The sequence below is a fragment of the Thioalkalivibrio sp. ALJ7 genome (assembly GCF_000376865.1).
GTDB lineage: Bacteria > Pseudomonadota > Gammaproteobacteria > Ectothiorhodospirales > Ectothiorhodospiraceae > Thioalkalivibrio.
The window spans coordinates 19908-44646 of sequence record NZ_AQXQ01000005.1 but is presented as its reverse complement, the minus strand read 5'-3'; the positions used below and the strand labels follow the sequence as shown (position 1 = coordinate 44646).

19 protein-coding genes and 2 tRNA genes are annotated in these 24739 nt (G+C 63.4%); 14 read left to right on the top strand and 7 right to left on the bottom strand.

Annotated features, from left to right (window positions below):
- Window positions 1–68 precede the first annotated feature (68 nt).
- Together purB and D002_RS0101140 are read left to right on the top strand one after the other, a co-directional pair.
- A complete protein-coding gene (purB, locus tag D002_RS0101145) occupies window positions 69–1436 on the top strand; it encodes an adenylosuccinate lyase (RefSeq protein WP_018140081.1) in 1368 nt (455 codons plus the stop codon).
- A gap of 6 nt (window positions 1437–1442) precedes the next feature.
- Window positions 1443–2615, top strand: coding sequence for a cupin domain-containing protein (locus D002_RS0101140; RefSeq protein ID WP_018140080.1), 1173 nt, complete (start codon window positions 1443–1445; stop codon window positions 2613–2615).
- 47 nt (window positions 2616–2662) lie between these two features.
- Here D002_RS0101140 and dusA read toward each other — a convergent pair whose 3' ends face one another.
- Window positions 2663–3658 carry a tRNA dihydrouridine(20/20a) synthase DusA gene (dusA, locus tag D002_RS0101135; protein ID WP_081610796.1) on the bottom strand — a complete coding sequence of 332 codons (996 nt, stop codon included), beginning with the start codon at window positions 3656–3658 and terminating at the stop codon, window positions 2663–2665.
- 50 nt (window positions 3659–3708) lie between these two features.
- Here dusA and D002_RS0101130 point away from each other — a divergent pair, with 50 nt between their 5' ends.
- The gene (locus D002_RS0101130; protein WP_026181429.1) at window positions 3709–5136 is read left to right on the top strand and encodes a Glu/Leu/Phe/Val dehydrogenase; all 1428 of its coding nucleotides are present in this window, start codon (window positions 3709–3711) and stop codon (window positions 5134–5136) included.
- Between the two features lie 45 nt (window positions 5137–5181).
- Here D002_RS0101130 and D002_RS0101125 read toward each other — a convergent pair whose 3' ends face one another.
- Window positions 5182–6567, bottom strand: a complete 1386-nt coding sequence (locus D002_RS0101125; protein ID WP_018140077.1) for a M17 family metallopeptidase — start codon at window positions 6565–6567, stop codon at window positions 5182–5184.
- Between the two features lie 92 nt (window positions 6568–6659).
- On the opposite strand from D002_RS0101125, the gene D002_RS0101120 reads away from it, so the two are divergent.
- The 4 genes from D002_RS0101120 (at window position 6660) to mnmD (ending at window position 12212) form a co-directional block, all read left to right on the top strand.
- The gene (locus D002_RS0101120) at window positions 6660–7607 is read left to right on the top strand and encodes an ABC transporter ATP-binding protein (protein WP_018140076.1); all 948 of its coding nucleotides are present in this window, start codon (window positions 6660–6662) and stop codon (window positions 7605–7607) included.
- Window positions 7608–7903: 296 nt separating this feature from the next.
- Complete coding sequence (locus tag D002_RS0101115; RefSeq protein WP_018140075.1) at window positions 7904–8686, top strand: ABC transporter permease; 783 nt, start codon at window positions 7904–7906, stop codon at window positions 8684–8686.
- 99 nt (window positions 8687–8785) lie between these two features.
- Window positions 8786–10294, top strand: coding sequence for a peptidoglycan DD-metalloendopeptidase family protein (locus tag D002_RS0101110; protein ID WP_026181428.1), 1509 nt, complete (start codon window positions 8786–8788; stop codon window positions 10292–10294).
- Window positions 10295–10358: 64 nt separating this feature from the next.
- Window positions 10359–12212, top strand: coding sequence for a tRNA (5-methylaminomethyl-2-thiouridine)(34)-methyltransferase MnmD (gene mnmD / locus D002_RS0101105; protein WP_018140073.1), 1854 nt, complete (start codon window positions 10359–10361; stop codon window positions 12210–12212).
- On the opposite strand, the gene D002_RS0101100 is transcribed toward mnmD, so the two are convergent.
- From D002_RS0101100 to D002_RS0101085, 4 genes are all read right to left on the bottom strand, one after another.
- On the bottom strand, window positions 12209–14446 hold the full coding sequence (locus D002_RS0101100) for a diguanylate cyclase (RefSeq protein WP_018140072.1): 2238 nt from the start codon (window positions 14444–14446) through the stop codon (window positions 12209–12211). The two genes, mnmD and D002_RS0101100, sit on opposite strands and share 4 nt — an antisense overlap.
- Before the next feature lie 216 nt (window positions 14447–14662).
- Window positions 14663–14749 (bottom strand) — tRNA-Leu (locus tag D002_RS0101095).
- A gap of 45 nt (window positions 14750–14794) precedes the next feature.
- Window positions 14795–16777, bottom strand: a complete 1983-nt coding sequence (locus D002_RS0101090) for a M48 family metallopeptidase (RefSeq protein ID WP_018140071.1) — start codon at window positions 16775–16777, stop codon at window positions 14795–14797.
- Window positions 16778–16838: 61 nt separating this feature from the next.
- A complete protein-coding gene (locus tag D002_RS0101085) occupies window positions 16839–17429 on the bottom strand; it encodes a LemA family protein (protein ID WP_018140070.1) in 591 nt (196 codons plus the stop codon).
- Window positions 17430–17553: 124 nt separating this feature from the next.
- Between D002_RS0101085 and D002_RS0101080 the strand changes: the two genes are divergently transcribed.
- From D002_RS0101080 to D002_RS0101060, 5 genes are all read left to right on the top strand, one after another.
- Window positions 17554–18393, top strand: coding sequence for a motility protein A (locus D002_RS0101080; protein ID WP_018140069.1), 840 nt, complete (start codon window positions 17554–17556; stop codon window positions 18391–18393).
- 4 nt (window positions 18394–18397) lie between these two features.
- Window positions 18398–19219, top strand: a complete 822-nt coding sequence (locus tag D002_RS0101075; RefSeq protein WP_018140068.1) for an OmpA family protein — start codon at window positions 18398–18400, stop codon at window positions 19217–19219.
- Between the two features lie 129 nt (window positions 19220–19348).
- Window positions 19349–20254, top strand: coding sequence for an HPP family protein (locus tag D002_RS0101070; protein WP_018874901.1), 906 nt, complete (start codon window positions 19349–19351; stop codon window positions 20252–20254).
- Window positions 20255–20298: 44 nt separating this feature from the next.
- Window positions 20299–20375, top strand: a tRNA-Arg gene (locus D002_RS0101065).
- A gap of 65 nt (window positions 20376–20440) precedes the next feature.
- Window positions 20441–20767, top strand: a complete 327-nt coding sequence (locus D002_RS0101060; RefSeq protein ID WP_018140066.1) for a hypothetical protein — start codon at window positions 20441–20443, stop codon at window positions 20765–20767.
- Window positions 20768–20775: 8 nt separating this feature from the next.
- Here D002_RS0101060 and D002_RS0101055 read toward each other — a convergent pair whose 3' ends face one another.
- Complete coding sequence (locus D002_RS0101055; RefSeq protein WP_018140065.1) at window positions 20776–21480, bottom strand: arylesterase; 705 nt, start codon at window positions 21478–21480, stop codon at window positions 20776–20778.
- Here D002_RS0101055 and D002_RS0101050 point away from each other — a divergent pair.
- Both D002_RS0101050 and D002_RS0101045 read left to right on the top strand, forming a co-directional pair.
- A complete protein-coding gene (locus D002_RS0101050; protein WP_018140064.1) occupies window positions 21479–22189 on the top strand; it encodes an ABC transporter ATP-binding protein in 711 nt (236 codons plus the stop codon). The genes D002_RS0101055 and D002_RS0101050 overlap by 2 nt on opposite strands.
- Window positions 22186–24708, top strand: a complete 2523-nt coding sequence (locus D002_RS0101045) for an ABC transporter permease (RefSeq protein ID WP_018140063.1) — start codon at window positions 22186–22188, stop codon at window positions 24706–24708. The genes D002_RS0101050 and D002_RS0101045 overlap by 4 nt, the downstream gene beginning before the upstream one ends.
- Window positions 24709–24739: the final 31 nt, after the last annotated feature.

Here is a 24739-nt window from a genome sequence, read left to right as displayed (position 1 = left end):
ACGCTGTATTGCAATGGAACGGCTTAGTATACTGCGCCGCCTGTCCCGAACCCGACCCCGGAATGCTCATGTCCCTGACGTCCCTGACTGCGATCAGCCCTGTTGATGGCCGCTATGCCCGGCATAGCCGTGACCTCGCGCCTTATTTTTCCGAGCAGGGGCTGATGCAAGCCCGTGTGCGGGTCGAGATCGCCTGGCTGAAAGCCTTGGCGGCGGAGCCCGCGATTTCGGAAGTCCCGGCGCTTACGGACGAGGCGGTGGCCTTTCTCGACGAAATCGCGTTTAGCTTTGACGAGGTCGCGGGTGCCCGGGTCAAAGAGATCGAAGCGACGACGAACCACGACGTCAAGGCCATCGAGTACTACATCAAGGAGCAGATGTCGGATCGCGGGGATCTGCAAAGCCAGATCGAGTTTGTCCACTTCGCCTGCACCTCCGAGGACATCAACAACCTGGCCTATGGCGTTATGGTCCGCGAGGCCCGCGACCGGGTGATGCTGCCTGCGCTGGATACCGTACTGAAGCCCCTGAGCGAGTTGGCCGAACGCTTTGCGAATCAGCCCATGCTGGCCCGCACCCACGGCCAGCCCGCCTCGCCCACCACCATGGGCAAGGAACTCGCCAATGTGGTCGCGCGCCTGGAACGCCAGCGCGCCGAGATCGCGGGCGTGGCCTGCCGTGGCAAGATCAATGGTGCTGTCGGCAACTTCAATGCCCATACCGTGGCTTACCCCGAGGTCGACTGGCCCGCCCTGTCACAGCGGATGATTGAGGGTCTGGGCCTGGAACCGAACACCCACACCACTCAGATTGAGCCGCATGATTTCCTGGCGGAGATGTTCCACGCCTTCATGCGTGCAAACACCATCTTGCTGGATGCCTCGCGGGACATCTGGGGCTACATCTCGCTGGGCTATTTCAAGCAGAAGGTCGTGGCCGGTGAAGTCGGCTCCTCCACCATGCCGCACAAGGTCAACCCGATTGACTTCGAAAACGCCGAGGGCAACCTGGGGCTGGCCAACGCCCTGTTCGACCACCTCGCCGGAAAACTCCCCGTATCGCGTTTCCAGCGCGATCTGACCGATTCCACGGTGCTGCGCAATATCGGCCTCGCATTCGCCTGGTCGCTGATCGCCTACAAGGCCTTTGGTCGCGGCCTCGGCAAGCTGGAGATCGAGCCCGGACGCCTCGCGGAAGACCTGGACCAGAACTGGGAGGTCCTCGGCGAGGCGGTGCAGACCGTCATGCGCCGCTACGGGATCGAGTCGCCCTACGAGAAGCTCAAGGAACTGACCCGAGGGCAACGGATCACACCCGAGGCCCTGGCGGCATTCATCGATGGCCTGGAGATCCCGGAAGAGGCACGCGCCCGCCTGCGCGAGCTGACGCCAGGCACCTATACCGGCATCGCCGATCGCCTCGCCCGCGATCAATAATCCCGAATGCCGGCCCCCGACCCGGATCAACCCCTGCCCCTGCTGGGCGGGCTCTCGCCCGCCCAATTCCTGCGGGAGTACTGGCAGCAGCGCCCATTGCTGATTCGTGGGGCGATCCCGGGGTTCGAAAATCCCATCGAACCGGACGATCTGGCCGGGCTGGCGACCGACCCGGATGCGGCCAGCCGTATTATCAGCGGGCACGTCGACCGTCAGGACTGGGATGTCGAGTACGGCCCCTTCGACGAACGGCGTCTGGCCGGGCTCCCTGAGCGCGACTGGACCTTGCTGGTCACGGACGTCGAGCGCTTCTGGCCCGGGGGAGCGGATTTCCTCGCCCGCTTTGACTTCATCCCGCGCTGGCGCCGGGATGACCTGATGATCTCCTACGCCCCGCCGGGGGGCTCCGTCGGGCCGCATGTCGATCAATACGACGTCTTCCTGTTCCAGGCCGCCGGGTATCGCCGCTGGCAGATCCAGGACCCGCCGGGGCCCGTGGACTGCCATGATGACCTTCCTCTGGCCATCCTGCGCGATTTCCAGCCCAGCGAAACCTGGGAGCTGGGCCCGGGCGACCTGCTCTACCTACCTCCGAATCTGCCGCATTACGGGGTGTCGCTGGATGACGAGTGCATGACTTGGTCGGTGGGCTTTCGCGCACCCACCATCCTTGATGTCCTGACCGGGTTCCTGGAAGAACGGGCCAACGTGGTCGGCGACCAGGCCCGCTTCGAGGACCCAGGCCGGCACCCTGCCCTGCACGCGGCCGAGATCCCCGCGGGGGACCGACGCGAACTGCGTGAGGCCCTGCGCGCCTTGCTGGCCGCCGACGACCACGACCTGGATGCCTACCTGGGCCGTTTTCTGACCCGGCCTGCCGGTAACGTGGAACTCGCGCCCGCCGATCCGCGCACCGCTCATTCTGCCGGTCCGTCACAGCGCTTCACCTTTCACCCGGGTGTACGCCGCGCCTGGTTTCAGGGACCGGAAGGCCCGGTCCTGTGTATCGCCGGCAACGACTATCCCGCCCAGGCCGTCGCACCCGACGTACTGGAGGCCTTCTGCTGCGCGGAATCCTTCACCATCTCGGAATGGGAAGAGGCGATCCCCGCAATCCGGCAGATTCTCGAGGATGGCCTGGAGGCTGGATGGCTCGCCTTCAACGAGGACACCGAGTGACTTCCAGCGTTACCTGATTGGCCGCGTCGCCGACCGGTCGCGATGCCTTAAGCGGCCCGCGGCCAGCAGGCCTCGGCAGCGCGCTCGATCAGTTCGGGGCCCGCATCCGCCTGATGGGCCCCCTCGGTCAGGGTCCGCCGCCATTGGCGCGCACCCGGCTCGCCGTGGAACAGCCCGAGGATGTGCCGAGTGAGCCGTGCCAGCGGCACCCCGTCGCGGCGCATCCCCTCAGCAATCGCCAGGATGCCCTCCAGGACCTCACCGCGTTGCGGATCGCGGTCCGCCCCAAAATAGAGCCGGTCCACCACCGACAGGGTCCAGGGCTGGTGATAGGCCAGGCGACCAAACATCACCCCATCGAGGCGGTCCAGATGGGCCGTTGCGGACGCAACGTCATCGAGTCCGCCATTCAGCACAACGGTCAGGTCGGGGAACTCGGCCTTCAACCGATACACTCGCTCGTAGTCCAGCGGCGGCACATCCCGGTTGTCCTTTGGGCTCAGGCCCTGCAACCAGGCCTTCCGGGCATGGACCACGAAGTGGCGGCAGCCAGCCGCCGCGACGCGCTCGACAAAGGCGTGAAGGTCCGCCTCCGAATCCTGATCATCAATCCCGATGCGGTGCTTGACCGTGACAGGGACATCCACCGCCTGCTGCATGGCCGAAATACAGTCGGCGACCAGGGCCGGTTGCGCCATCAGGCAGGCACCGAACGCGCCGGACTGCACCCGGTCCGAGGGACAACCCACGTTCAGGTTGATCTCGTCGTAGCCACGATCGGCGGCGATGCGAGCGGCCTCGGCCAGGGTCGCCGGTTCCGAACCGCCGAGCTGCAGTGCGATCGAGTGTTCGATCGGCGCATAGCCCAGCAGCCGATCCCGGTCCCCGTGGATCACCGCGTTGGCATGCACCATCTCGGTGTACAACAATGCCCGCCGCGTCAGCAGGCGGTGGAACTGGCGACACCAGGTATCCGTCCAGTCCATCATTGGCGCGACCGAGAACCGCGGATCCGGCGTTGTGCCCAATTCAGTCACTATCATCCTCACCGTGCCCTGTCCGCGATGATGCAAACCAAGATAGAGATTTCCTCATGTCAGAAAGCGAAGCACCTGAAACCTTTCAAGATAGTGTCTCACACATGGTGGACCGGGCGATGGCGTACCTGGAGCTTCCCGAGGGTGGGCGCGTGGCTCTCAAGACCTGCGAATCGGTCATTCAGGTGAGCTTCCCGATCCGGTTCAGGGATCGCATCGAGGTCTTCACCGGCTGGCGCGCCGTACATTCCAGCCATCGTCTCCCCGTGAAAGGTGGCCTTCGGTTCGCGCCCAATATGGACCAACCACATGCGGAAGCCCTGGCCGCGCTCATGACCTATAAATGCGCCATTGTGGACATCCCGTTCGGCGGCTCCAAGGGCGGCCTGCGAATCGACCCCCGTCAGTACGATGAAGCCGAGATGGAGCGCGTCACCCGGCGTTTTGCCCACGAGTTGATTCACCGCGGTTACATCAGTCCCGCGCAGAACGTGCCGGCACCGGATATGGGCACGTCGCAGCGCGAAATGGCCTGGATCATGGAGACGTACCGCGAACGCCATCCAGAAGACATCAACCACGCCGCCTGTGTAACCGGAAAGCCCGTGGAGATGGGTGGAATCCGGGGCCGTCTAGAGGCCACGGGGCGCGGCGTTCTCTATGCGTTGCAGGCCTTTTTCGGGGAAACCGGAGCGACCGCCGAAGCCGGACTGCAAGGGGGCCTTGGCGACCAGCGCATCATCATCCAGGGCTTCGGCAACGTCGGTTCGCACGCCGCACGCTTCCTGCAGGCCGAAGCGGGCGCGCGGATTGTGGGAATCATCAACGTCGACGGTGGCATCTATCACCCGGACGGGCTGGATGTGGAATCGGTCGCCGACTACCTGCGACACGCCGGAACACTGGAGGGATACCCCGGTGTGCAGTTCGAGCGCAACGGTAATCGCCTACTGGAGGCGGACTGCGACATCCTCATTCCCGCAGCGCTGGAAGGCGCCATTCATCGCGACAACGCACCCAACATCCAGGCACGACTGGTGGTGGAAGCGGCCAACGGTCCATGCACCTTCGAAGCGGATAGCATCCTGCGCGAGCGCGGCATCACTATCCTCCCGGACATCTATGTGAATGCCGGTGGCGTCATCGTCTCCTATTTCGAATGGGTCCGGAATCTGTCTCACATCCGCTTCGGTCGAATGGAGCGGCGATACGATCACGCCCAGGGCCAACACATCGTCAGCGCAATCGAAATGATGACCAACCAGACCGTACCCGACTGGATGCGCGATTCCATCGTTCGGGGTGCCGAAGAGATCGACCTGGTGCGCTCGGGCCTCGACGACAGCATGCGCCAGGCGTTTCGCGAGATGCACGAGGTCCGCGAAGTGGAGAGTAACGGCGAGATCCTCGACTACCGCACGGCTGCGTATCTTATTGCCCTGCGCAAGATCATACGTGCGCGTAGCGACCTGCGGCTCGTGTAGCGCATCCGACGGGCCCGCAACCTCCAATGCGGCAGATGCGACGCCCTAACCGACCTGTCCGTAACGGGATTCGAACGCCGCGAACAGGGCCCGCAGCCCCATCGCCTCGCCGCCCTTTGGACGCCCAGGGCGTGCGCGGACATTGAACGCCATGATGTCGAAGTGCATCCACGTCGTGTCGTCCGGCACGAATTCCTGCAGGAACAGCGCGGCGGTGATCGCGCCGGCATACCCCCCGGTGGAACTATTCACGATGTCAGCGACGTCGCTGTCCAACAGGTAGCGATAAGGCGCGTGCAGAGGCAACTGACAGACCGGATCGTCCCATTCGCGTGCGGGCTCTACCAGAGCCCGGGCCCAACCCTCGTCCTGGGTGAAGCAAGCACTGATCTCGGTTCCAACCGCTACCCGAGCGGCCCCGGTAAGGGTGGCAAAGTCCACCAGGACATCGGGATGGAACGAAGCGGCGCGGTCCAGCAAATCGGCCAGTACCAGTCGCCCCTCTGCATCCGTATTGTCCACCTCGATACGCTTGCCGTTGCGTGCCGTTAGCACATCGCCCGGACGGAAGGCCCCGGCGCCAATTGCATTCTCCACCGCCCCGATCAGGACCGTCAGCCGCACCGGCAGGTTGTGCGCCATGATCAGCCGGGCCAGGCCCAGCACGATGGCGGCCCCGCCCATGTCCTTCTTCATCTGGCGCATGGAGTTGCCGGGTTTCAGGTTCAAACCTCCGGAATCGAAACACACGCCCTTGCCCACCAATACCAGCGAAGGCGCATCCGGCGCCCCCCAGGTCATTTCGATCACCCGCGCCCCATGTTCACTCGCGGCCCCGACCGCTTGGATACAGGGAAAGTCTTTTTCCAGCTTGTCGCTGTCGCTGACCACGTGCAGGCTGCTGCCAAATTCCTCAGCCAGCTCCCGGGCCTTCAAAACGAGATTGGCCGGCATCATGTCGGCCGCCGGCGTATTGATCAGGTCGCGGGTCAGGCCGATGGAATCGACAAAGGCCTGCACCCGCCCCTGATCCGCGTCTTCCGGCCAGACCAGGCGAGGGGCGCGCGCCTGCGCCTCACGATAGGTATCGTATCGGTATCGTCCCAAACCCCAGCCGATCGCCGCGAGGTTTTGCACATCGGCGTTCAGGAAGTCGGTCTCCAAACGGTAGTCCCCCGTCCCCAGGGTCTCGGCAGCGGCAGACAGCATCCAGATTGGCGTTTCCGCATCAAACCCCGCGAGAACCGCGGCCAAGCCACCTTCGGCGTCCGGGATGCGCAGGGTGGCGCCCGGTTCCGCCTCGAAATCCGAGGCCTCGACCCATTTGCGCCAGCTCTCGGGTGCACTCTCAAGGCGGACCGGGAGCGACTCGCGACTGACCGGGATCAGCGGGATGGCGGTATCGGACGACGCAACAAAATCAGAATCCACGGGGCTTTCCTCGAAAACGAATCAAAGCCTTCATAATACCTGCCTTGTCGACCCTTCGGGGTCGTGTTCCCCTCGCCTTACAGGATGTGACGATGACGCCAGCGCTGGAGATTCGCGGGCTCAAGAAGACCTACAAGAACGGATTCGAGGCCCTGAAAGGCATCGACCTTGAGGTCGCCCCCGGTAGCTTCTTTGCCCTCCTCGGCCCGAACGGGGCCGGCAAGTCGACCACTATCGGCATCATCACCTCCCTGATCAACAAGACCGCCGGTACGGTCAAGGTGTTCGGGCACGACCTGGATAGCGATCTGCAGGCGGTCAAGCGCTCCATCGGTCTGGTGCCGCAGGAGTTCAACTTCAACAACTTCGAGCCGATCGGCGAGATCGTGGTCAACCAGGCCGGGTACTACGGGATTCCTCGGCGCGAGGCCTGGGAGCGCTGCGAGCACTATCTGCACGAGCTCGGGCTGTGGGAAAAGCGCAAGGACATGGCCCGCACCCTGTCCGGCGGGATGAAGCGGCGGCTGATGATTGCCCGAGCCCTCGTGCACGAGCCACGCCTGCTGATCCTGGACGAGCCGACCGCCGGGGTGGATATCGAGCTGCGCCGGTCGATGTGGGACTTCCTGACCCGTATCAATTCCGACGGTCGCAGCATCATCCTGACCACGCACTACCTCGAAGAAGCGGAATCCCTCTGTCGCAACATTGCGATCATCGATGACGGCCGCATCATCGAGAACACCACCATGAAACGCCTCCTGGCAAAGCTTGAGACGGAAACCATGGTGCTGGATCTCAGCGAGCCTCCGAAGGGGCTCCCCGATGACGCCGCCGTCGCCTTGCGGCAGGTGGACGAGATGACCCTGGAAGCGGATATCCAGCGTGGCCAGCATCTGAACGATCTGTTCCGCGTGCTGGATCAGGCCGGGATTCGTGTCCAAAGCATGCGCAACAAGTCCAACCGGCTGGAGGAGTTGTTCATTCGCATGACCCGCAATGGGCTGGAACCGAGCCATCTGACTCTAGGGAAACACTGATCAATGTTCACGCTCGCGTTGGCACTCCAGGTTTCACGAGACAAAGCGCGGTGCGCAGCGGGTAGTGGTTCTACCCGCAAGTGGCGCAACGCAGGACCGGGGAGCCTGGGGTGCCAACCCCGAAGGGGCTCGGCCTCTTTTGCGCGCGCACGGCGTTGTGGTTCCCTTGTGCAGAATGACTGCACGGCAGTCACCGCGCCTTGTTCGCACGCAAAAGCGACTCGAGCGCGAGCGTGCACATTGATCAGTGTTTCCCTAGGTGCCAGCGGCACGACCGAACAGCCGGAGAACCAGGCATGAGCGGCTTGCACCTGCGCGACTACTGGACCGCGTTTCGAACAATTGTCACCAAGGAGGTGCTGCGCTTTGCCCGTATCTGGGTGCAAACCGTGCTGCCTCCGGTGATAACGACGGCGCTCTACTTCATTATTTTTGGCGGCCTGATCGGCGAGCGCATCGGGGACATGGAAGGCTATCGCTACATGGACTTCATCGTCCCCGGGCTGATCATGCTGGCCGTGATCACCAACAGCTACTCCAACGTGGTCTCGTCCTTTTTCGGTTCCAAGTTTCAGCGCCATATCGAGGAGATGCTGGTCTCGCCCGTTCCCAACAGCGTGATCATCCTCGGCTTCGTGTTCGGGGGCGTGGCCCGGGGGCTCAGTGTCGGTGTCGCCGTATTGCTAGTCTCGTTGTTTTTCAGCCCGTTAAGCATCCACAACCCGGGCGTGATGCTGGTCATTGTGCTCATGACCTCAATCCTGTTCGCCCTGGCAGGCTTGATCAACGGCGTCTTCGCCCGAACCTTCGACGACATCGCCATCGTGCCCACATTCATCCTGACGCCTCTGACGTACCTGGGCGGTGTGTTCTACTCCATTAGCCTGTTGCCGGAGTTCTGGCAGGGCGTGTCCATGCTGAACCCCATCCTCTACATGGTGGATGCCTTCCGCTACGGCAGCCTGGGCCACAGCGACTTCCCGTTGGCCATGTCTTTTGCCATCATTTCGGGGTTTATCGCGGTCCTTTATGGGGTCGCGCTGACACTGCTGAATCGGGGGGTCGGTATCCGATCCTGAGGCTCGCGGGGAGCGAAACGCCGGAAAACCGCCCTGCAGCGCTGTTTATTGGCAGAAAAAACGTGGTATAAAGCGAAAACTCTCTGGGGCATGGGCTATATGGGAAGCAACAAAAAGGCATCGCACTTCCTACTAGCGGGCACCGCCGGTCTAACCGTCCTGGTCGGCACAGGCCTCCTTCTCGCTTCCCACCCTGCCGAGACCTCCCAGCCCCTGCAAATTGGATCCGGCACGCCAATAGCCGCAGCCCAGGCTTCACTCGCTCCAGCCGACCACCCAGAACGTGGCAGCAGCCCCATCCCCCAGACACAGAACGGCGCCTTCAAACCGGCTGCCCAGACCGTCGCCTTCGCCACCAACAGGCTGGATGAATCCTCGTCGAGCTTCGACGATGACACGATCGATCCGGACGCTGAGTCTGCGACCTCCTACGAAACCTTCGACCTGGACGGTGATACCGATGTCGCTGAGCAGGATGGCGACGACTCGGACTGGCACAGTCATACCCTGAAGCAAGGTGAGCGCCTGACCGATCTCTGGGAACGCGAATGGGACCTGCCGCTGGCGACGCTGTACCGTCTGCTGGATGACGACGACAACACCTCGATCCTCAATCGTGTACGCCCCGGCCAGGAGCTCGAGTGGCAGGTGGACGAAGAAGGCTATCTGACGCACATGCGTCTGTGGACCGATCGTGCCAGCGGGCACGAATGGGTCCGCGAGACGGATGGCTGGGACTTCGAACGCGCCGAGGTCGAAAACGGTCGCGAGGTCAGCCACCTGATCATCAACGCCGAAATCGATGGCAACATCGCCTCGGCGTTGAGCGAGCGTGCTGATATCTCGCCTCGCGCCGCCAATGCCCTCTCCGTGCTACTGGACCGCTACCTCCCGGTCCGCACCCACGCGCGGACAGGAGACCGCTTTACCCTGCTGGTCGAGCAGGAAACCCTGGTAGGTGATGACACACCCCTCAATTTCCGCCTGCTCGCGTTTGACTACGAAGGCGAGCGGATCGAGATTCGCGCAGCTCGCAATGTCAACGGGCGTTTCTACACCCCTGAAGGCGAAAGCCTGCTGCCGCCCTTCGATCGGCGCCCGTTTGCTGGCAACTACCGCATCAGCTCCAGCTTTAACCCGCGCCGACGCCACCCCGTCACAGGGCAAGTCGCGCCGCACCATGGCACGGACTTCGCGATGCCGATCGGCACGCCTATCCAGGCACCTGCGGATGGACGCGTGACTCGCGTCGAGAACCATCCCTACGCCGGCCGGTTCATCGAGATCGAACATGGCCAGGGGTATTCCACCCGATACCTGCATCTGGATCGTCAGCTTGTACGCCCCGGGCAGAGAGTGGAACGCGGCGACCGCATTGCCCTGTCCGGCAATACGGGGCGTAGCACCGGCCCGCATCTTCATTACGAGATCCATGTGAACAGCCGTCCGCAAAACCCGATGCGGGTCGAGTTGCCGGAAAGTGACTCCCTTGAAGGGGAAGAACTCGACCGCTTCAAGTCCATTAGCAACACCCTGCTCGCGCAGATGGACAACGGCATTCGCAATCAGCAGGTCGCCTTCACGCCGTTCGATGAACTGACCCAATAATCCTTCCGTACCCCACGGGTGCGTCGCGCGAAGGCGTAGCGACCCACCCGGGTAATGCTCCTGCATGACCTCCCCCTCTCGCCCTTTGCTTGACTGGGCACGTCTCGAGTGGCGTGACGGACGCCCCTTCGCTGTCGACTACGGAGATGGCTATTTTGGCTCCCTTGACCCACAGGCGGAAGTGCGTGAGGTCTTCATCGATGCCAATGATCTGTCTCGCCGTTTCGCGGGCGCACAACGGTTCTCTATCGGCGAGACGGGTTTCGGCTCCGGCCTAAACGTTCTGCTGGCACTTGAGGAGTGGCGCCGCCACGCTCCTCCTAACGCCTTCTTGTCGATCCTGAGCCTTGAGGCGCACCCACTGTCGCCGGGAGACCTGCTCGCATTGCACCGACACCTGGGGCTGGATGACGCCGACAGCCACGCCCTGCGTGATCAGTATCCGGCGCCCATACCTGGGTTGCATCGGATCGAGTTTCCCGGCGCGCGGGCCGTGCTAACCCTTGGGCTGGGCGAAGCGGCCCCATTGCTGACGCAGGTTCAAGGCCGAGTCGATGCCTGGTTTTTCGATGGCTTCGCGCCCCGGAGCAATCCGGCGCTCTGGAATACCGGGGTCTTTCGGCAAGTCGCCAGGCTTTCCGGTCCCGGGACCACCTTCGGGACCTACACAGCAGCCGGACAAGTGCGGCGGGACCTGGAGAGCGTGGGATTCAGCGTGCACCGGGTGGCGGGTCATGGACGCAAGCGCGAGCGCCTGCTCGGGAGTTTCAAAACCACGTGCCCTGGGCCCGCCGTCCACCCGATCCAGCATGTGGCCGTGGTTGGGGGTGGTCTTGCCGGTGTATGCATGGCCGATGCGTTGCATCGTCGCGGGGTTCGCATTGACCTGTTTGATCCGGCCGGTATCGCGGCCGGTGCATCGGGTAACCCCGCCGCCGTGCTCCTGCCGAACCTGCACCCGCGCGATCCCGAACTCAATCGCCTGGCCATCGCCGGGATGCGCCAAACCCGGGCCCTCATCCAGCGCCTGGAGGATCCGCATGGTCCCTGCCTGCGGCTGGCGACCGGCGTCGCCTTTCATGGCATCAGTGCCCACGGCCAGAAACGGGTGGCACGCCTGCTCAAGGCGGGTCCCGAAGCGACCGGCCTATTGTTTAATCCAGAGGGTCCGGGATGCGCCGCGGCACCCCATCTGTTCTATCCCCACGGCCTGGCGGTCGATATGGGTGCGCTTTGTCGCGCGGCCGCGCAAGACCTGCCGGCGATCCACAAACAAGCGGTGTTGTCGCTGAATCCCTGCGACGATGGAGCGGGTGTAATGCTCGAAACCCCGGATGAACAGCCGCTACGATTCGATGCGGTCGTGCTCGCCAACGCCGCTGGGACCGGCGGGCCTCTCTGCCCGGAGCAATCCGCCATCTCGACGGTCATGGGTCAGATGACTCGAATCCGCGCCCCTTTTCCGGACTGGGGCGGTTACGTGGCAACGGGACAGGGGTACTGCATCCCCGAAGGTGGCGGGACCGCATGGATTGGGGCCACCTACCGGCGGACAGAAGGCACGACCAACCACTTGGGAACGGACAAGGGCCCACTGGCCGAAGATGACGCAGCCAATCTTCGCCACCTCAACTGGGTCCCGGGGTTAGACGAGGCGGACAAGACTCAGGTACTGGATCAATGGGTCGGCGAACGCGCAGTTGTGCGAGACCGTCTACCGCTGGTGGGTACCAGCCGACTGGACCCGAACGGTCGCGTGCTAATGAACGTGGCACATGGCTCGCGCGGCCTGCTGTACGCACCGCTGGCCAGTGAGTGGCTTGCAGATCACCTTCTGGGCCTTGTGGAGCCTCTGGAGACGGCGGTCGCGGCTCGCCTAAGCCCCTCAAGACTGGATATCGAAGCCAGCGGCGACTAGTCGGGGTTCGTGGCAAAGGCCACGTCGTTGCGACCTGCCGCCTTGGCCCGGTACATCGCGTGGTCAGCGGCCATCATCAGATCGGCCAAACGTGCGCCACCCTCCGGATAGAACGCGACACCGATGCTGCAGGACAGGCTCTTCTCGACCGGTGCCATATGGCCAGGGTGCAGCTCAAATGGCCGCTGAAAGGCGGCCTGTATGCGCTCGACCAGGATCGAAGCCTCGCCGGCATGTTGCAGCGGCGCACTCAACACGATGAACTCGTCGCCACCCAGACGCACCAGCAGATCATCCGACCGCAGGCTGGCCGTCAACCGCTCCGCCAGCTGACGCAACAGTTCATCACCCACCGCGTGACCGTAGTCATCATTCACCGGTTTGAAACGATCCAGGTCGATAAACAGCAGGGCAAGCTGAGCCTCCTGACGATCCGCTCGCGCGGCCAGACGGGGGAAGGCTCGATCCAGTGCGGCCCGGTTGGCGGTCCCCGTTAACGGGTCCTCCCAGGCCAACGCCTGCATCCGCTCCTCAAGATGCTTGCGCTCGGTCACATCCAGGGCGTGCCACACCACAGCCGCGGCGCCCTCAAAAGGCGTATCGATCGGCCGCACCCGAGCCTCGTACCAGCGGGTCTCCCCACCGCCATCCTGCCGCTCGCCCCCATGGAACCCACAGGGGGTCAGTCGGTACTGAATTTCCTGCAATGTACCCTCGCGCAATGCCTCCCGGACCACCCCCGCAAATCGTTTCGCGACCTCCGGCGGCAGGAGTTCCTCCAACAGGTGACCTACGGCATCGCGTGCGGGCACATCGCCCCGCCGTGCCTCCCCGAAAGCCCGCCGCACGAGTCCATTCTCATCGATCACGAGCGCGTCGCCCGGCATCGCCTCGAACAAGGCGTCCTGAAGATCGCGAGACTCACTCAAGGCATTGAACAACATGCGGTTGTCATGGACATCCACAAAGCTCAACAGAAACGCTTGTTGGCCTTCCCAGTCAATCGGAACCCAACGCAACAGGTGAAAACGTTCCTTCCCACTACCTGTGCGTACGCGGATCTCGCGGCCCTTTGGCTCTTCACGCGCTTTGGAAAAATCCAGCCCCTCCGGCAATCGCGCCCGGTCATCGCCATGGATGAAATCGAGATCGACCAGTGCCTTTCCGGGCTCCGGCGCTTGGTTCGTAAGACGCGTGAATGCCGGATTGGCCCATAGGATGCGTTGCCCCGTCACCACCAGGGTGGCGTCCTCCAAGCGGTTGACCAATGCCTGGTAGCGAGACAAAGCAACACGCCGCTGTTGGATACCCTGGCCCACCCGATACGTGTAGCCGCTGACCGCAAGGAGCCCAATCACCCCCATCACCCACCAGGCGGCCGGTCGAGCGGTCGCCTCCGGCTCGGGTAACGGGCGGATCAGCATCTCCCATTGCCCTCCCGCAAAACTGACCGTTTGCTGTAAGGACACGCCGTCCGGGTCAATTCCATCCGGGTTGTAGAAGATATCGCCACTCGTACCCAGACCATCGCGTCCGCGCAACGCGAGTTGAAGGCCCTCTGGTTGCGGCAAAAGTCCCCCCTGCTCCAGCACTGTGTCGAAATCCAGTGCGACGCTGGATAACGTCCACGGATTCACTGTGACGGGGGTATCTTCCGGGGCTTCCGTGAACACAGGGGCGCGCACCAACAGTCCTTTTCCGCCCTGTGCCAGCGACCAGGGGCCCGCCACAACGGTCTTCCGGGTGTCCAGCACTCGCTGGAAAGAGGCGCCCTGCTCCGGGTGTCGTGCGAGGTTCAGACCAATCGCGCCTTCATTGCCTTCGCGCGGATAGACCAGCGCCAGCTTCTCGCCCCGCGCCAGGGTCAGAGACCGAAAGAGGTCTGGCTGGTCACGATACAAGCGGTCGGCAGCGCGCGCGAAATCTTCTTCGGTCAGGTCCGGGTGAACATAGGCATATGCCGCCAGACCAATGGTGGAATGCACCGAAGCGTTAAGCACACTTTCCAGCCGAGTGCGCAGACTAGCGGCCTCGGACGCGACCGTCTGTTCATAGCGTTCGGCGAGTTGCTGCTTCCAGCCAAGATCAATCGCGAGGAATAACAAAACGAACAGCACCGCACTGGTCAGGGCGGCGACCATCGGGCCGCTGATCAGAGGCTCTACGGTGCGTACGCGGGCGGAATGTTCCACCTGCGAGCCGGTCCCTTCCGTCGTCTGGGTGCTCTCGGGCATGCGCGGGGCTTTTTAGGTACGCACAGAGTTACACTATGCGCTCTTCTACCAGACGCGGAAAGCGCCGACAGGTTCCCCTGTCGGACCCAGCCAACGCTGGGCTCACCCCAAGCGGATTACTGTGCCCCAACCGAGAAGACGCACGAGGGAGACGCTGGCAAACGAACCGTCGTAGAGAAAGATTCCCCAGACATGCAAACGACAGGTTCTGGAATTTGGTGGGGACGGCCGGAATCGAACCGGCACGGCCTTGCGGCCAGCGGATTTTAAGTCCGATGCGTCTACCAGTTCCGCCACGCCCCCGGAGCGGGCGCATGATACCCCGCCAGCGCTGGGGGGCGCACGCGATTATTCCGACGCGGTTGTGGCGGACTCGCCGGTCGGCGACTCTCCCACCGGCAGGGGCACGTGCAGGGACGCCGCCATCGCTCTCAGCAACTCAACCTCGGCCACCAGCGTCCGTCCGCCGTGGGTCACGGTCGCCAGCATGGCGGAGATGAGTACTTCCTTGTCGCCGATCCGCAGTTCGTCCAGGGCCTCCAGGGCCGCGTCCAGCACCGCAGGCCACCCCTGATCGTCCTGCATTCGCTCGAGTGCCGAGAGGTGTCCCGTTTGTGGGCCAAACTTCGCCGCCAGCGCTTCGACCCCGGTACGGAAGGCCGCAGCCGCCCCTTCGGCATCATCGGGATGACCGTGATGCGCCAACACCGCTAGCACATCGTGGGCCTGTGGCAGCAAACGGTCCAGACGTCGGCGGCCACCAGGGCCCGACCGGGCGGGCTGCGCCAGGTCGTGCAGCTGGCGCTGTACCAGACGGCCCAGTGCATACTCGAAGGCCGATACCCGCCCGTCCGCTCGAATCAGATCCTGTACCAGTCCCACCAACGTCTCGCGTTCCGGTTGCGGACGATGGCGAAGGACCGGAAAACTCATCTCCAGGAGAGGGATCCGCAGATCCGGGCGGAGTTCAGGCACCGCATTCAACAAATTGCGCACCCGCGACTCGCTCTCGGCACCTCGCACGGCGGTAATGCGAAGCAGCTGATCGTCTCGCACTTGCGTGTTGCTGCTGATGAGCAAATACAACAAGACCTCGACACCCCAGGCGTCGGAATGCGCGGCGCGTTCCAAGGGACCCGGCATGGCTGCCACTAGAAGCCCTGCACCCAGGATTTGCGCAATCCCGGGATCGCCAATGTTCTCGATCAGTTGTTCCGGGTTCAGCAGCAGGCCGCCAGGCCCCGCGTCCTTGCGGCGGTCGTGTTCTTCTGCCTCGGCCTGAGCTTCTTGCTCGGCTCGACGCGACTGCGCTTCTCGTTCCATGCGCTCGCGGACTTTCTCCAGTTCGCTGGCCTCGAAACCGGGCTCGATCGCCTGGATACGCTTCACCAGTGGCGGGTGGGTCGCAAACATCTGGCCCAGAGCACCTGAGGCAAACAGCATGTGCCCCACCTCCTCGGTGTCTGCCCGCATGCCTCCCTGCCCGGCCCCGATCTTCTTCAGTGCACCGGCAATGCCCTCCGGCTGTCGCGTGAACTGAACCGCCGAGGCGTCCGCCAGATACTCGCGCTGGCGCGAGACGGAAGCCCGAATCCAACGGCCGAAAAACAGGCCGATATAACCCACCACCATCAACGCCAACCCGGCGGCGACAATCCCACCGGCATTCCTGTTATTGCGCGACAAACGCATGGCGAACAAGACCCGCTGTCCGATCAGGGCCATGACCAGGATGCCGAACAGCATCCCCATCAACCGGATATTGAGGCGCATGTCGCCGTTGAGCACGTGGCCAAATTCGTGCGCCACCACGCCCTGTAATTCGTCGCGGTCAAGCTGCTCCAACGCCCCTCGGGTCACGGCAATCGCAGCATCGTCCGGCGAATACCCGGCTGCGAAGGCGTTGATCCCGGTCTCCTGCTCCAGCACGTAGACCTCGGGCACCGGTACACCGGAGGCGATCGCAATCTCCTCCACCACGTTCATCAAACGCCGCCGCAGCGGATCGCGGGTGTCGCCATCCACACGGGTCCCACCCAGCTCCCGAGCCACGGCTCCGCCCCCGTCGCGCAGACCCATGGTGCGGTAGAGACTCCCCAGTCCGATCAGGCCAACGGTCAGCACGGTCGTCCAGATCATCACGTCGACATTGCGGGCGAGGAACTCGCCGGTCAGCCACGGCTCGCCTGCCGGTCCGGGCTCGGCCTGACCAAACAGCACCAGCACGATGGCATTCATTACGGCCACAATTGCCAGCACAGCCAGCCCAAATAGAACCAGCAACCAGCGGGTCCGCTTCTGGGCCCGATCCTGATGTTCGAAGAAATTCATGGGCCGGCGAATCCTTCCATCAACCATCTATTCAAGCCCACTGGTAACTGCACGGGCCGCATCAGGAGAAGTTCACCTGCACCGCTTCGCGCTTCTGTGGGTCTTCGATCTCCAGAAGCTGCGCCGACCGGAACCCGAAATTGTTCGCAATCAGGCTATTGGGGAACATTTCGCGCAGGATGTTGTATTGCATGACCGCATCGTTGAAACCCTGGCGGGCATAGGCGACCCGGTTCTCCGTGCTGGTCAGTTCCTCGGAGAGCTGCATCATGTTCTCGTTTGCCTTCAGCTCCGGATAGCTTTCGGACAAGGCGAACAAGCGCCCCAGCGCGCCGGACAGCCCCTGCTCAGAGCTCGACAGCTGACGCACGGCCTCGGCATTGGTCGGGTCGCCGGCCACTTGCTGCAGGCTGTCCTTCGCCTGGTTGCGGGCCTGAATAACGGCCTCCAGCGTATCCCGCTCATGACTCATGTAGCGCTCGGCGACCTTGACCAGGTTCGGGATCAGGTCGTAGCGTCGATTGAGCTGGACATCGATCTGGGCAAACGCATTCTTGTAGCGGTTGCGACCGGTCACCAGGCGGTTGTACGTCCACACCCCCCAGACCACCAGCAGGACCAGGATCCCGAGAACCACCCATTTCGTGTCCATTGCGCGCGACTCCGGTTGCGTTTGATTGGGCCGAGTGTACGCGGGAACGCAGGTGCGGGCGACCGGCAGACGCCGGACATGGCGCTGTTTTATCCTTGCTGTCACTACCTCCCCGGAATCAGGCATGAACCTCTCTACACTGCTCGGCATCGTTGGCAGCCTTTTGGTTTTCGGAAGCGTTATTGCCTTCTCCTCACAGGACTACGACGCCTTTCTGAACCTGCCGGGACTGGGCATCGTGCTCGGTGGCACCATTGCCGCCACCTTGATGAGCTACCCCTTCCACGAGGTCATGCGCGTATTCCGCGCGGGGGCCAACGCGATCCGAGAAGAACGCTACGACGTAGCCCAGGATCTTGAAGAGATCGTGCAGGTCTCGCGCTACTGGTTTTCCCAGAACCTTCGTCGGATCCAGGACCGTCTGGACCAGATCCACAATCCATTCTTGCGGACCGGCATTCAGCTGGTGATCGACGACACGCCGATGGACGACGTCTCTGACCTGTTGAACTGGCGCATGGCCCGGCTACGGGCGCGCGAACAGGCGGATGCCCAGATGTTTCGCACTATGGCGACCTACGCCCCGGCGTTCGGCATGCTTGGCACCTTGATCGGGCTGATTAATCTCCTGCTGACCACCGAAAACGACGACTTCACCGTGATCGCGGTGAATCTGGGTATCGCGCTGATCACCACCTTCTACGGCATCCTGCTGGCCAACCTCGTCTTTCGCCCAATCGCGATCAAGCTGGAACGCCGCACCGAGGAACGCGTGGTACTGATGACCATGGTGTTGGAAGGCATCATGCTGATGCGCAAGGGCCGCTCGCCTGGCTACATCCGCGAAACCCTGCGCTCGTTCATGGAGAACCATAGCGACGAGATTCGCCAGACCGTACCCAATGGCGAGGAAGAACCGACCGTCGATTCGCACGCAAACGAATCATCCGACGAACGGCGCTGATCCAATGCCCGGTCGCCCTTACCCCACCTCGGACCGTGCCGCCTTGCAGGCGGAGATGGATGCTCATGCCGCCACGCGTCCCGATCAGGCCTTTCTTGGCTCCTACCCTGGCGAGCGCCAACGGGATGACGAACATGCCTGGGTCCTGACCTATCTCGACGTCTTGACCCTGGTCATCGTGATCTTCGTAATCATGCTCACCTTCATGGACCCACGCGACGACGACCCGCGAGCGGTATCGGCCAGCCCGATTGCATTGGCTCACCCGGACCGTAGCGCCCTGGTCGACCCCTTGGTGCACCCCTCCCTTCTGGGGCTGCCGGACGTCACGGATGCCCAGGAGGCCGAGGACGGTGGTGCCCGCCAGGACGCATTGGAAGACGCGCCAGGACACACGGCCGAAGACATCACCGAACTTCGAGCCCGGACCCCACAGGGGGTCGATGTCGTCGAACAGCCGGGCCGACTGGAGCTGCGCATCCGTGACGACATCCTGTTCGCGACCGCTCAGGCGGCACTTCGGACGGACGGCGAACAGCTGCTTCAGGAACTGTTGCCCATCCTGGAAGAGCACCCTGGGGTGATCACCGTCGAGGGACACACCGATGCCCTCCCGATCGCCACTGAACGCTTCCCCTCCAACTGGGAACTGTCCGCTGCCCGTGCCAGCGGTGTGGTGCGCTACCTGGTGGCCAACGATCTATCTCCTGCCAAGCTGCGGGCCGTCGGCCGCGCCGACACCCTCCCGGTAGCCGCCAATGACCATCCTCAGGGCCGAGCCGAGAACCGGCGCGTTTCCCTAATCCTGGAATCCGAGGCGCCCTGAAGGTCGCTGTGAGCCTAAGTACGATCCGCCTTGGCAGATATTGGGGAAGCCCCCTTGTCCGCAACAGGGCTTGACCCGCACCCGTCATATCACGAAGATATATTGAATACACTCCTTTTGGAGACGGGCTTGCGCACTGGGCGCGGAAACCTGCTGGGCGATTTCCTCGACACCACCAATCACAAGGACAAGTTCATTGCTCTCACGGGCGGTGTGATCGGCCTTTACCTCTCCCTGGAGGTTGCCGCATCCGTCACCGACAACGGCATCAACGGCCTGATACTCGCCTCGCTTGGGGCCACGGCCGTCCTGCTCTTCGCTGCGCCCCGCGCGGCCTTCTCCCAGCCCTGGAACGTAATCGGTGGACATGGCGTCGCCGCCATTGTGGGTGTGCTGGTGCGCGAAGGCGTAAACCACCCCCTGCTGGCCGCTGCGGTGGCAGTCGGGGTCGCCATCTGGCTGATGCACTACCTGCGTTGCCTGCACCCGCCCGGCGGGGCAACTGCACTCTACGCCGTGCTGGGTGGTGAGTCCGTGGAGGCGCTGGGACCATGGTTTCTGTTGCACCCGGTGCTGACCAGCGTCGGCTTGATGATGATCGTGGCCGTGGCCATCAACTACCCGTTTCCCTGGCGGCGCTACCCGGCCAGCCTGAATCCAGTCCCGGACAAAGGCGGCTCGCCTCCTCTGGCGGCGCTGGAACAGGCCGGATTGGGTCGGGACGACCTCGAGTACGCGATGCGCGAGCTTAATCTCTACCTTGATCTCTCCGAGGATGACCTGGCGCGACTTTATCTCCTGGCGCGTCGTCACCACTTGGCACCTGATCCGATACCGCCTGACGCGATCCAACCCGGGGCCTGTTTCAGCAATGGAGCCAGTGATGCGGACTGGGCAGTGCGCCGAGTGCTAGAGCGGACCGGGCGCGATATACGCTATCGCCAGCTCGCTGGGCCCGGTACGCCTGGCGTTGGCGAGGCGACACTGGAAGAATTTCTTGCCTGGGCCCACCACCAGCTCAGATCCAAGGGCTGAGCCGTTTGGGCCTAATTACGCCCGGCCCTTATACTCTCGTCCGAGTCTCCGTAGCTCAGCTGGATAGAGCAGCCCCCTCCTAAGGGGCAGGTCGCAGGTTCGAATCCTGCCGGGGACACCAACCTTTTCTGGGTCCGTATCCGTCTCGCGCTGGCGCCGCGCCCGCATCGGTCGTAAGGTACGGCAATGGACATGCTGACGACCGAACAGTCCACTCGAATGATCGACATTCTCGCCCCGCTGATTGGCATTCAAGGTGAGGTCGACGGCTGCGTGGTGGAACTGGTCGAGGTGCTGGACGAAGGCCCGCGCGGGCTACCCGGGGTCGCCTTGATGAAAATGGGGGCTGAACGCAGCATCCAGGCCAATCAGTATGGCAATCCGCTCTGCCGCCATTCGGAGATCCGGACCCTGCCGATGTTGTCCGAAGTCGACCGTGACCTGCACCCGGTGCTCCGTCAGCTTCTGCCAGAGGACGTCGTCGCCGAACTGCGCGCGTTGCTTGAGGACTGAGTCTGCCCTTACGCTTCACCATTGCTGTCTTGCACATTGCGGCATGCCTCCACACCCCGAATCATCGGCTCCAGATGCGGCCAGATCACGTCGAGAAGATACGGCTGTGCCTTTTCGCTGGGATGGATGCCATCATCCATTAACATTCCCTCCTTCAGCACGAAGTCGTCCAGAAAACCCGGTTCGAACACCAAGCCCCGATCCCGCGCCAAATCCGCATAAACGGCCTCGAAGCGTTCGGTGTACCGGCGCCCGTAGTTGGGCGGTATGCGAATCCCGAGCAATAAGGTTTCGGCGCCCGCCGCCTCGATGGCATCGACCATGCGCTCGAGATTCTCGCGCATTGTCTGTGGCGAAAGTCCGCGTAATCCGTCATTGCCGCCAAGGGCCAGGATCACCAGGTCCGGGGCCTCGCGCTCCAGAATCTCGGGCAAGCGGGTTCGTCCCCCGGCCGTCGTCTCACCGCTGATGGAGGCATTCACGACCTCCCATGAATGGGCGCGCCCATCCAACTGCTCTTCCAGCAGCGCGGGCCACCCGACCGCGTCCGACATGCCGTAGGCCGTGCTAAGGGAGTCGCCAAATACCAGGATACGCGGGGGATCCGTTGAACGATTTTCGCCCTGAGGGGAATTCGCGGCGGCAACAGGACTCCATAGCAACGCAACCAAGGCCATCACGACCCACGTCATCACCAAGGGAACACGCAACATGGATGCATCCTCATCGTATGTACTGGAGGCTCGGGGCCTCGAACAGCGGATCAATGGGCCCAGCGGCCGCCTCGACATCCTGCGCGGCATATCCCTGGCGGTCCAGGCGGGCGAAACGGTCGCCATACTGGGTGCCTCGGGTTCCGGCAAGTCGACACTGCTCGGCTTACTTGCAGGTCTGGACGCTCCCAGTGCCGGAGAAGTTCGATTGCTCGGGCAAACCATCAGCGAGCTGGACGAGGATGGGCGTGCCGCCCTGCGTGCTGGACGTGTCGGTTTCGTATTCCAGTCGTTCCAGCTACTGCCGGCATTGACCGCCATGGAGAACACCCTGCTGCCCCTGGAGCTCAATGCGGCCCATGCGAGCGAAAGTCAGGACACCCTGAACCAATGGGCGGCACAGGCGCTGGACCGGGTCGGCCTAGCCGAGCGTGCGGATCACTACCCACACCAGCTCTCCGGCGGTGAGCAGCAGCGGGTGGCAATCGCACGGGCGATCGTAGATCACCCTGCCGTCCTGTTTGCGGATGAACCCACCGGCAATTTGGACGGCCGCACCGGCCACCGCATTATCGAACTGCTGTTTGGCCTGGCCCGCCACCCCGGAGAAGCCGGTCCGGCGACTGCGCTGGTCCTGGTGACGCATGACCCGGAACTGGCGGATCAATGCGATCGAATCATCTCCATTCAGGACGGTGTGCTCGCATGACCGGCGCCCGAACCCCGCGCCGCAGCCCGCTACGTGCCCTTTTTCGGGGGACGTGGCGGGAATGGCGCTCCGCCGAATTGCGGGTCCTCGCGGCAGCGCTCGTCGTTGCGGTGGCCGCCGTTGCGGCCGTTGGATTCTTCACCGATCGAGTGGATCGCGGCATGGCTCAGCAGGCCACCGCTTTGCTGGGCGGCGATCTGGCCGTAGTCAGCGATAACCCACTGCCCGGCGAGTGGGCCAAGGAGGCGACCAACCGCGGTCTCGAAACCGCCCAAACCGCCTCGCTTCCCAGCGTGGTCTTTACCGAGGCTGACGCGTCGCGCCTGGCGGCATTGCGCGCGGTGGAGGCGACGTGGCCCCTGAAGGGTGAGGCCCGGATTCGGCCCGACCGGGAGTCCCCGGAGATCACCCGTGAACACGGTCCCGAGCCCGGAACCGCCTGGCTGGAACCGGCATTACTCGAGACCCTCGGGATCGAAATCGGTGACCGCATCGAAGTCGGTGATATCGATCTCGAAGTCACGGGCGTCATCACCCACGAGCCGGATCGAGGCAGTAATCTTCTGGATATTGCGCCGCGGGTCATGCTCGCCTTCGAAGACCTTGAGGCTACCGGACTGGTTGGACCCGGCAGCCGCGTCCGTTATGAATTCTTTGCCGCCGGGTCTGGCGGTGAGATTGCATCGTTCCGTGGCTGGCTCGAGGAGCACCTGGATTCTGGTGAGCGCTTGCTGGGGCTGGAAGACGCCAACCCGGAGTTGCGCACGGCCATCCAACGCGCCGAACGCTTTCTGGGGCTTGCGTCGCTGATGGCGGTACTGCTGGCCGGTGCCGCCATTGCGGTCGCCGCCCACCACTTTGCGCAACGACGGGCTGACCCAGCCGCGGTGATGCGGGCGCTCGGCGCCAGTGGACGCCAGGTCCTGCTGACCTATTTCGGGCGTGTCGTGGTGGTGGCGGTGCTGGCCTCCGCTGCAGGCCTGGCCATCGGCTTTGCTGCACAGTTTGTACTCGCATCTCTATTGGGGGGTTGGCTGGACGGCAATCTGCCGCCGCCGGGGGCACGCCCGGTGATCGCCGGCCTCGGCGTCGGGCTCATTACCGCCGTGGGCTTTGCCCTGCCCGCCCTCTTGCGCATTGGACAGGTCTCCCCGCTGCGCGTGCTGCGCCGCGAGCTGGGCCTTCCCCCAACCTCGGTTTGGCTGTCCGGGGCGCTGGCCATCGTGGCCTTCGGCGGTCTGCTGTACTGGCAGGCGGCGGACCCACGCCTGGCCGCCTGGGTGTTGGTGGGTACGGCCATTGCGATCGCGGTGCTGGCCGTACTCGGAATGGGCCTGGTGCTCGCCCTGCGCCCTCTGCGCAACCGGGGTGGTATGGCATTGCGCTTTGGTCTGGCGAATCTTTCCCGGCGTGGTGGTCTGAGCGCGGTACAACTGGTCGCGTTCAGCATCGGCATCCTCGCGCTGCTCTTGCTGGCCATCGTTCGGGTCGATCTGCTGCAGGCCTGGGATGCCAGCATTCCGGAGGATGCGCCAAATCAATTCTTCATCAATATCCAGCCGGGGCAAGAACAGGCCTTTGCCGATCGTGTTGAGGAGGCCGGACTCGAACGCCCGCAACTGGACCCGATGATCCGAGGGCGTCTGATCGAGATCAACGACGAACGCGTGCGTCCAGAGGACTACGACGATGATCGCGACAGAAGACTGGTCGACCGGGAGTTCAATCTATCCTATGCCGACACCCCACCCGAACATAACCGAGTGGTGGATGGATACTGGTTCGGGGAGGGCCGAGAGGGCCCTGATACCGGCTGGTCGGTGGAGTCCGGCTTGATGGAACGGTTCGATCTGTCCATTGGGGATTACCTGACCTTCCGGGTGGGAGGCCAGGCAATCCGAAGTCCCATTGTCAGTGTTCGCGAGGTGGACTGGGACAGCTTCCAGGTCAACTTCTTCGTGATTGGGCCCCCTGCCCTGCTGGACGAACAACCCAGGACGTTCATCACCGCGATGCATGTGCCCGAGGACCAGCGCTCCGCACAGAACCAGTGGCTGCGGGAATTCCCGGCGGTCTCGGCGATTGATGTCAGCGCCATACTGGCGCAGGTCCGCGACGTGATGGACCAGGCGACACGGGCAGTGGAGTACGTCTTCCTGTTTACGCTGATCGCGGGCTTGACTGTGCTCTATGCCGCCGTACAGGCCACCCGTGACGTGCGACGACGCGAGACCGCACTGCTGCGCACCCTGGGGGCACGCCGTGACCATATCCGCAATGGTCTTCTGGCCGAGTTCGGCACGCTAGGGTTCCTGGCCGGGCTACTCGCCTCGATCATCGCCACCGCCGTCGGGGCCCTGCTCGCGTGGCAGGTGTTCGAGTTCGAATACAGCATCAACCCGCTAACCTTCGTCTACGGGATTGGCGGTGGCACCTTGGGAATCGCCCTGGCGGGCTGGCTAGGAACCCGTCGGGTCCTCGATCAGGCACCACTGGCCGTGCTGCGCGGGCCGGAATAGGCGATGCGTAGTCTTTCCGCATTCGCCCCGG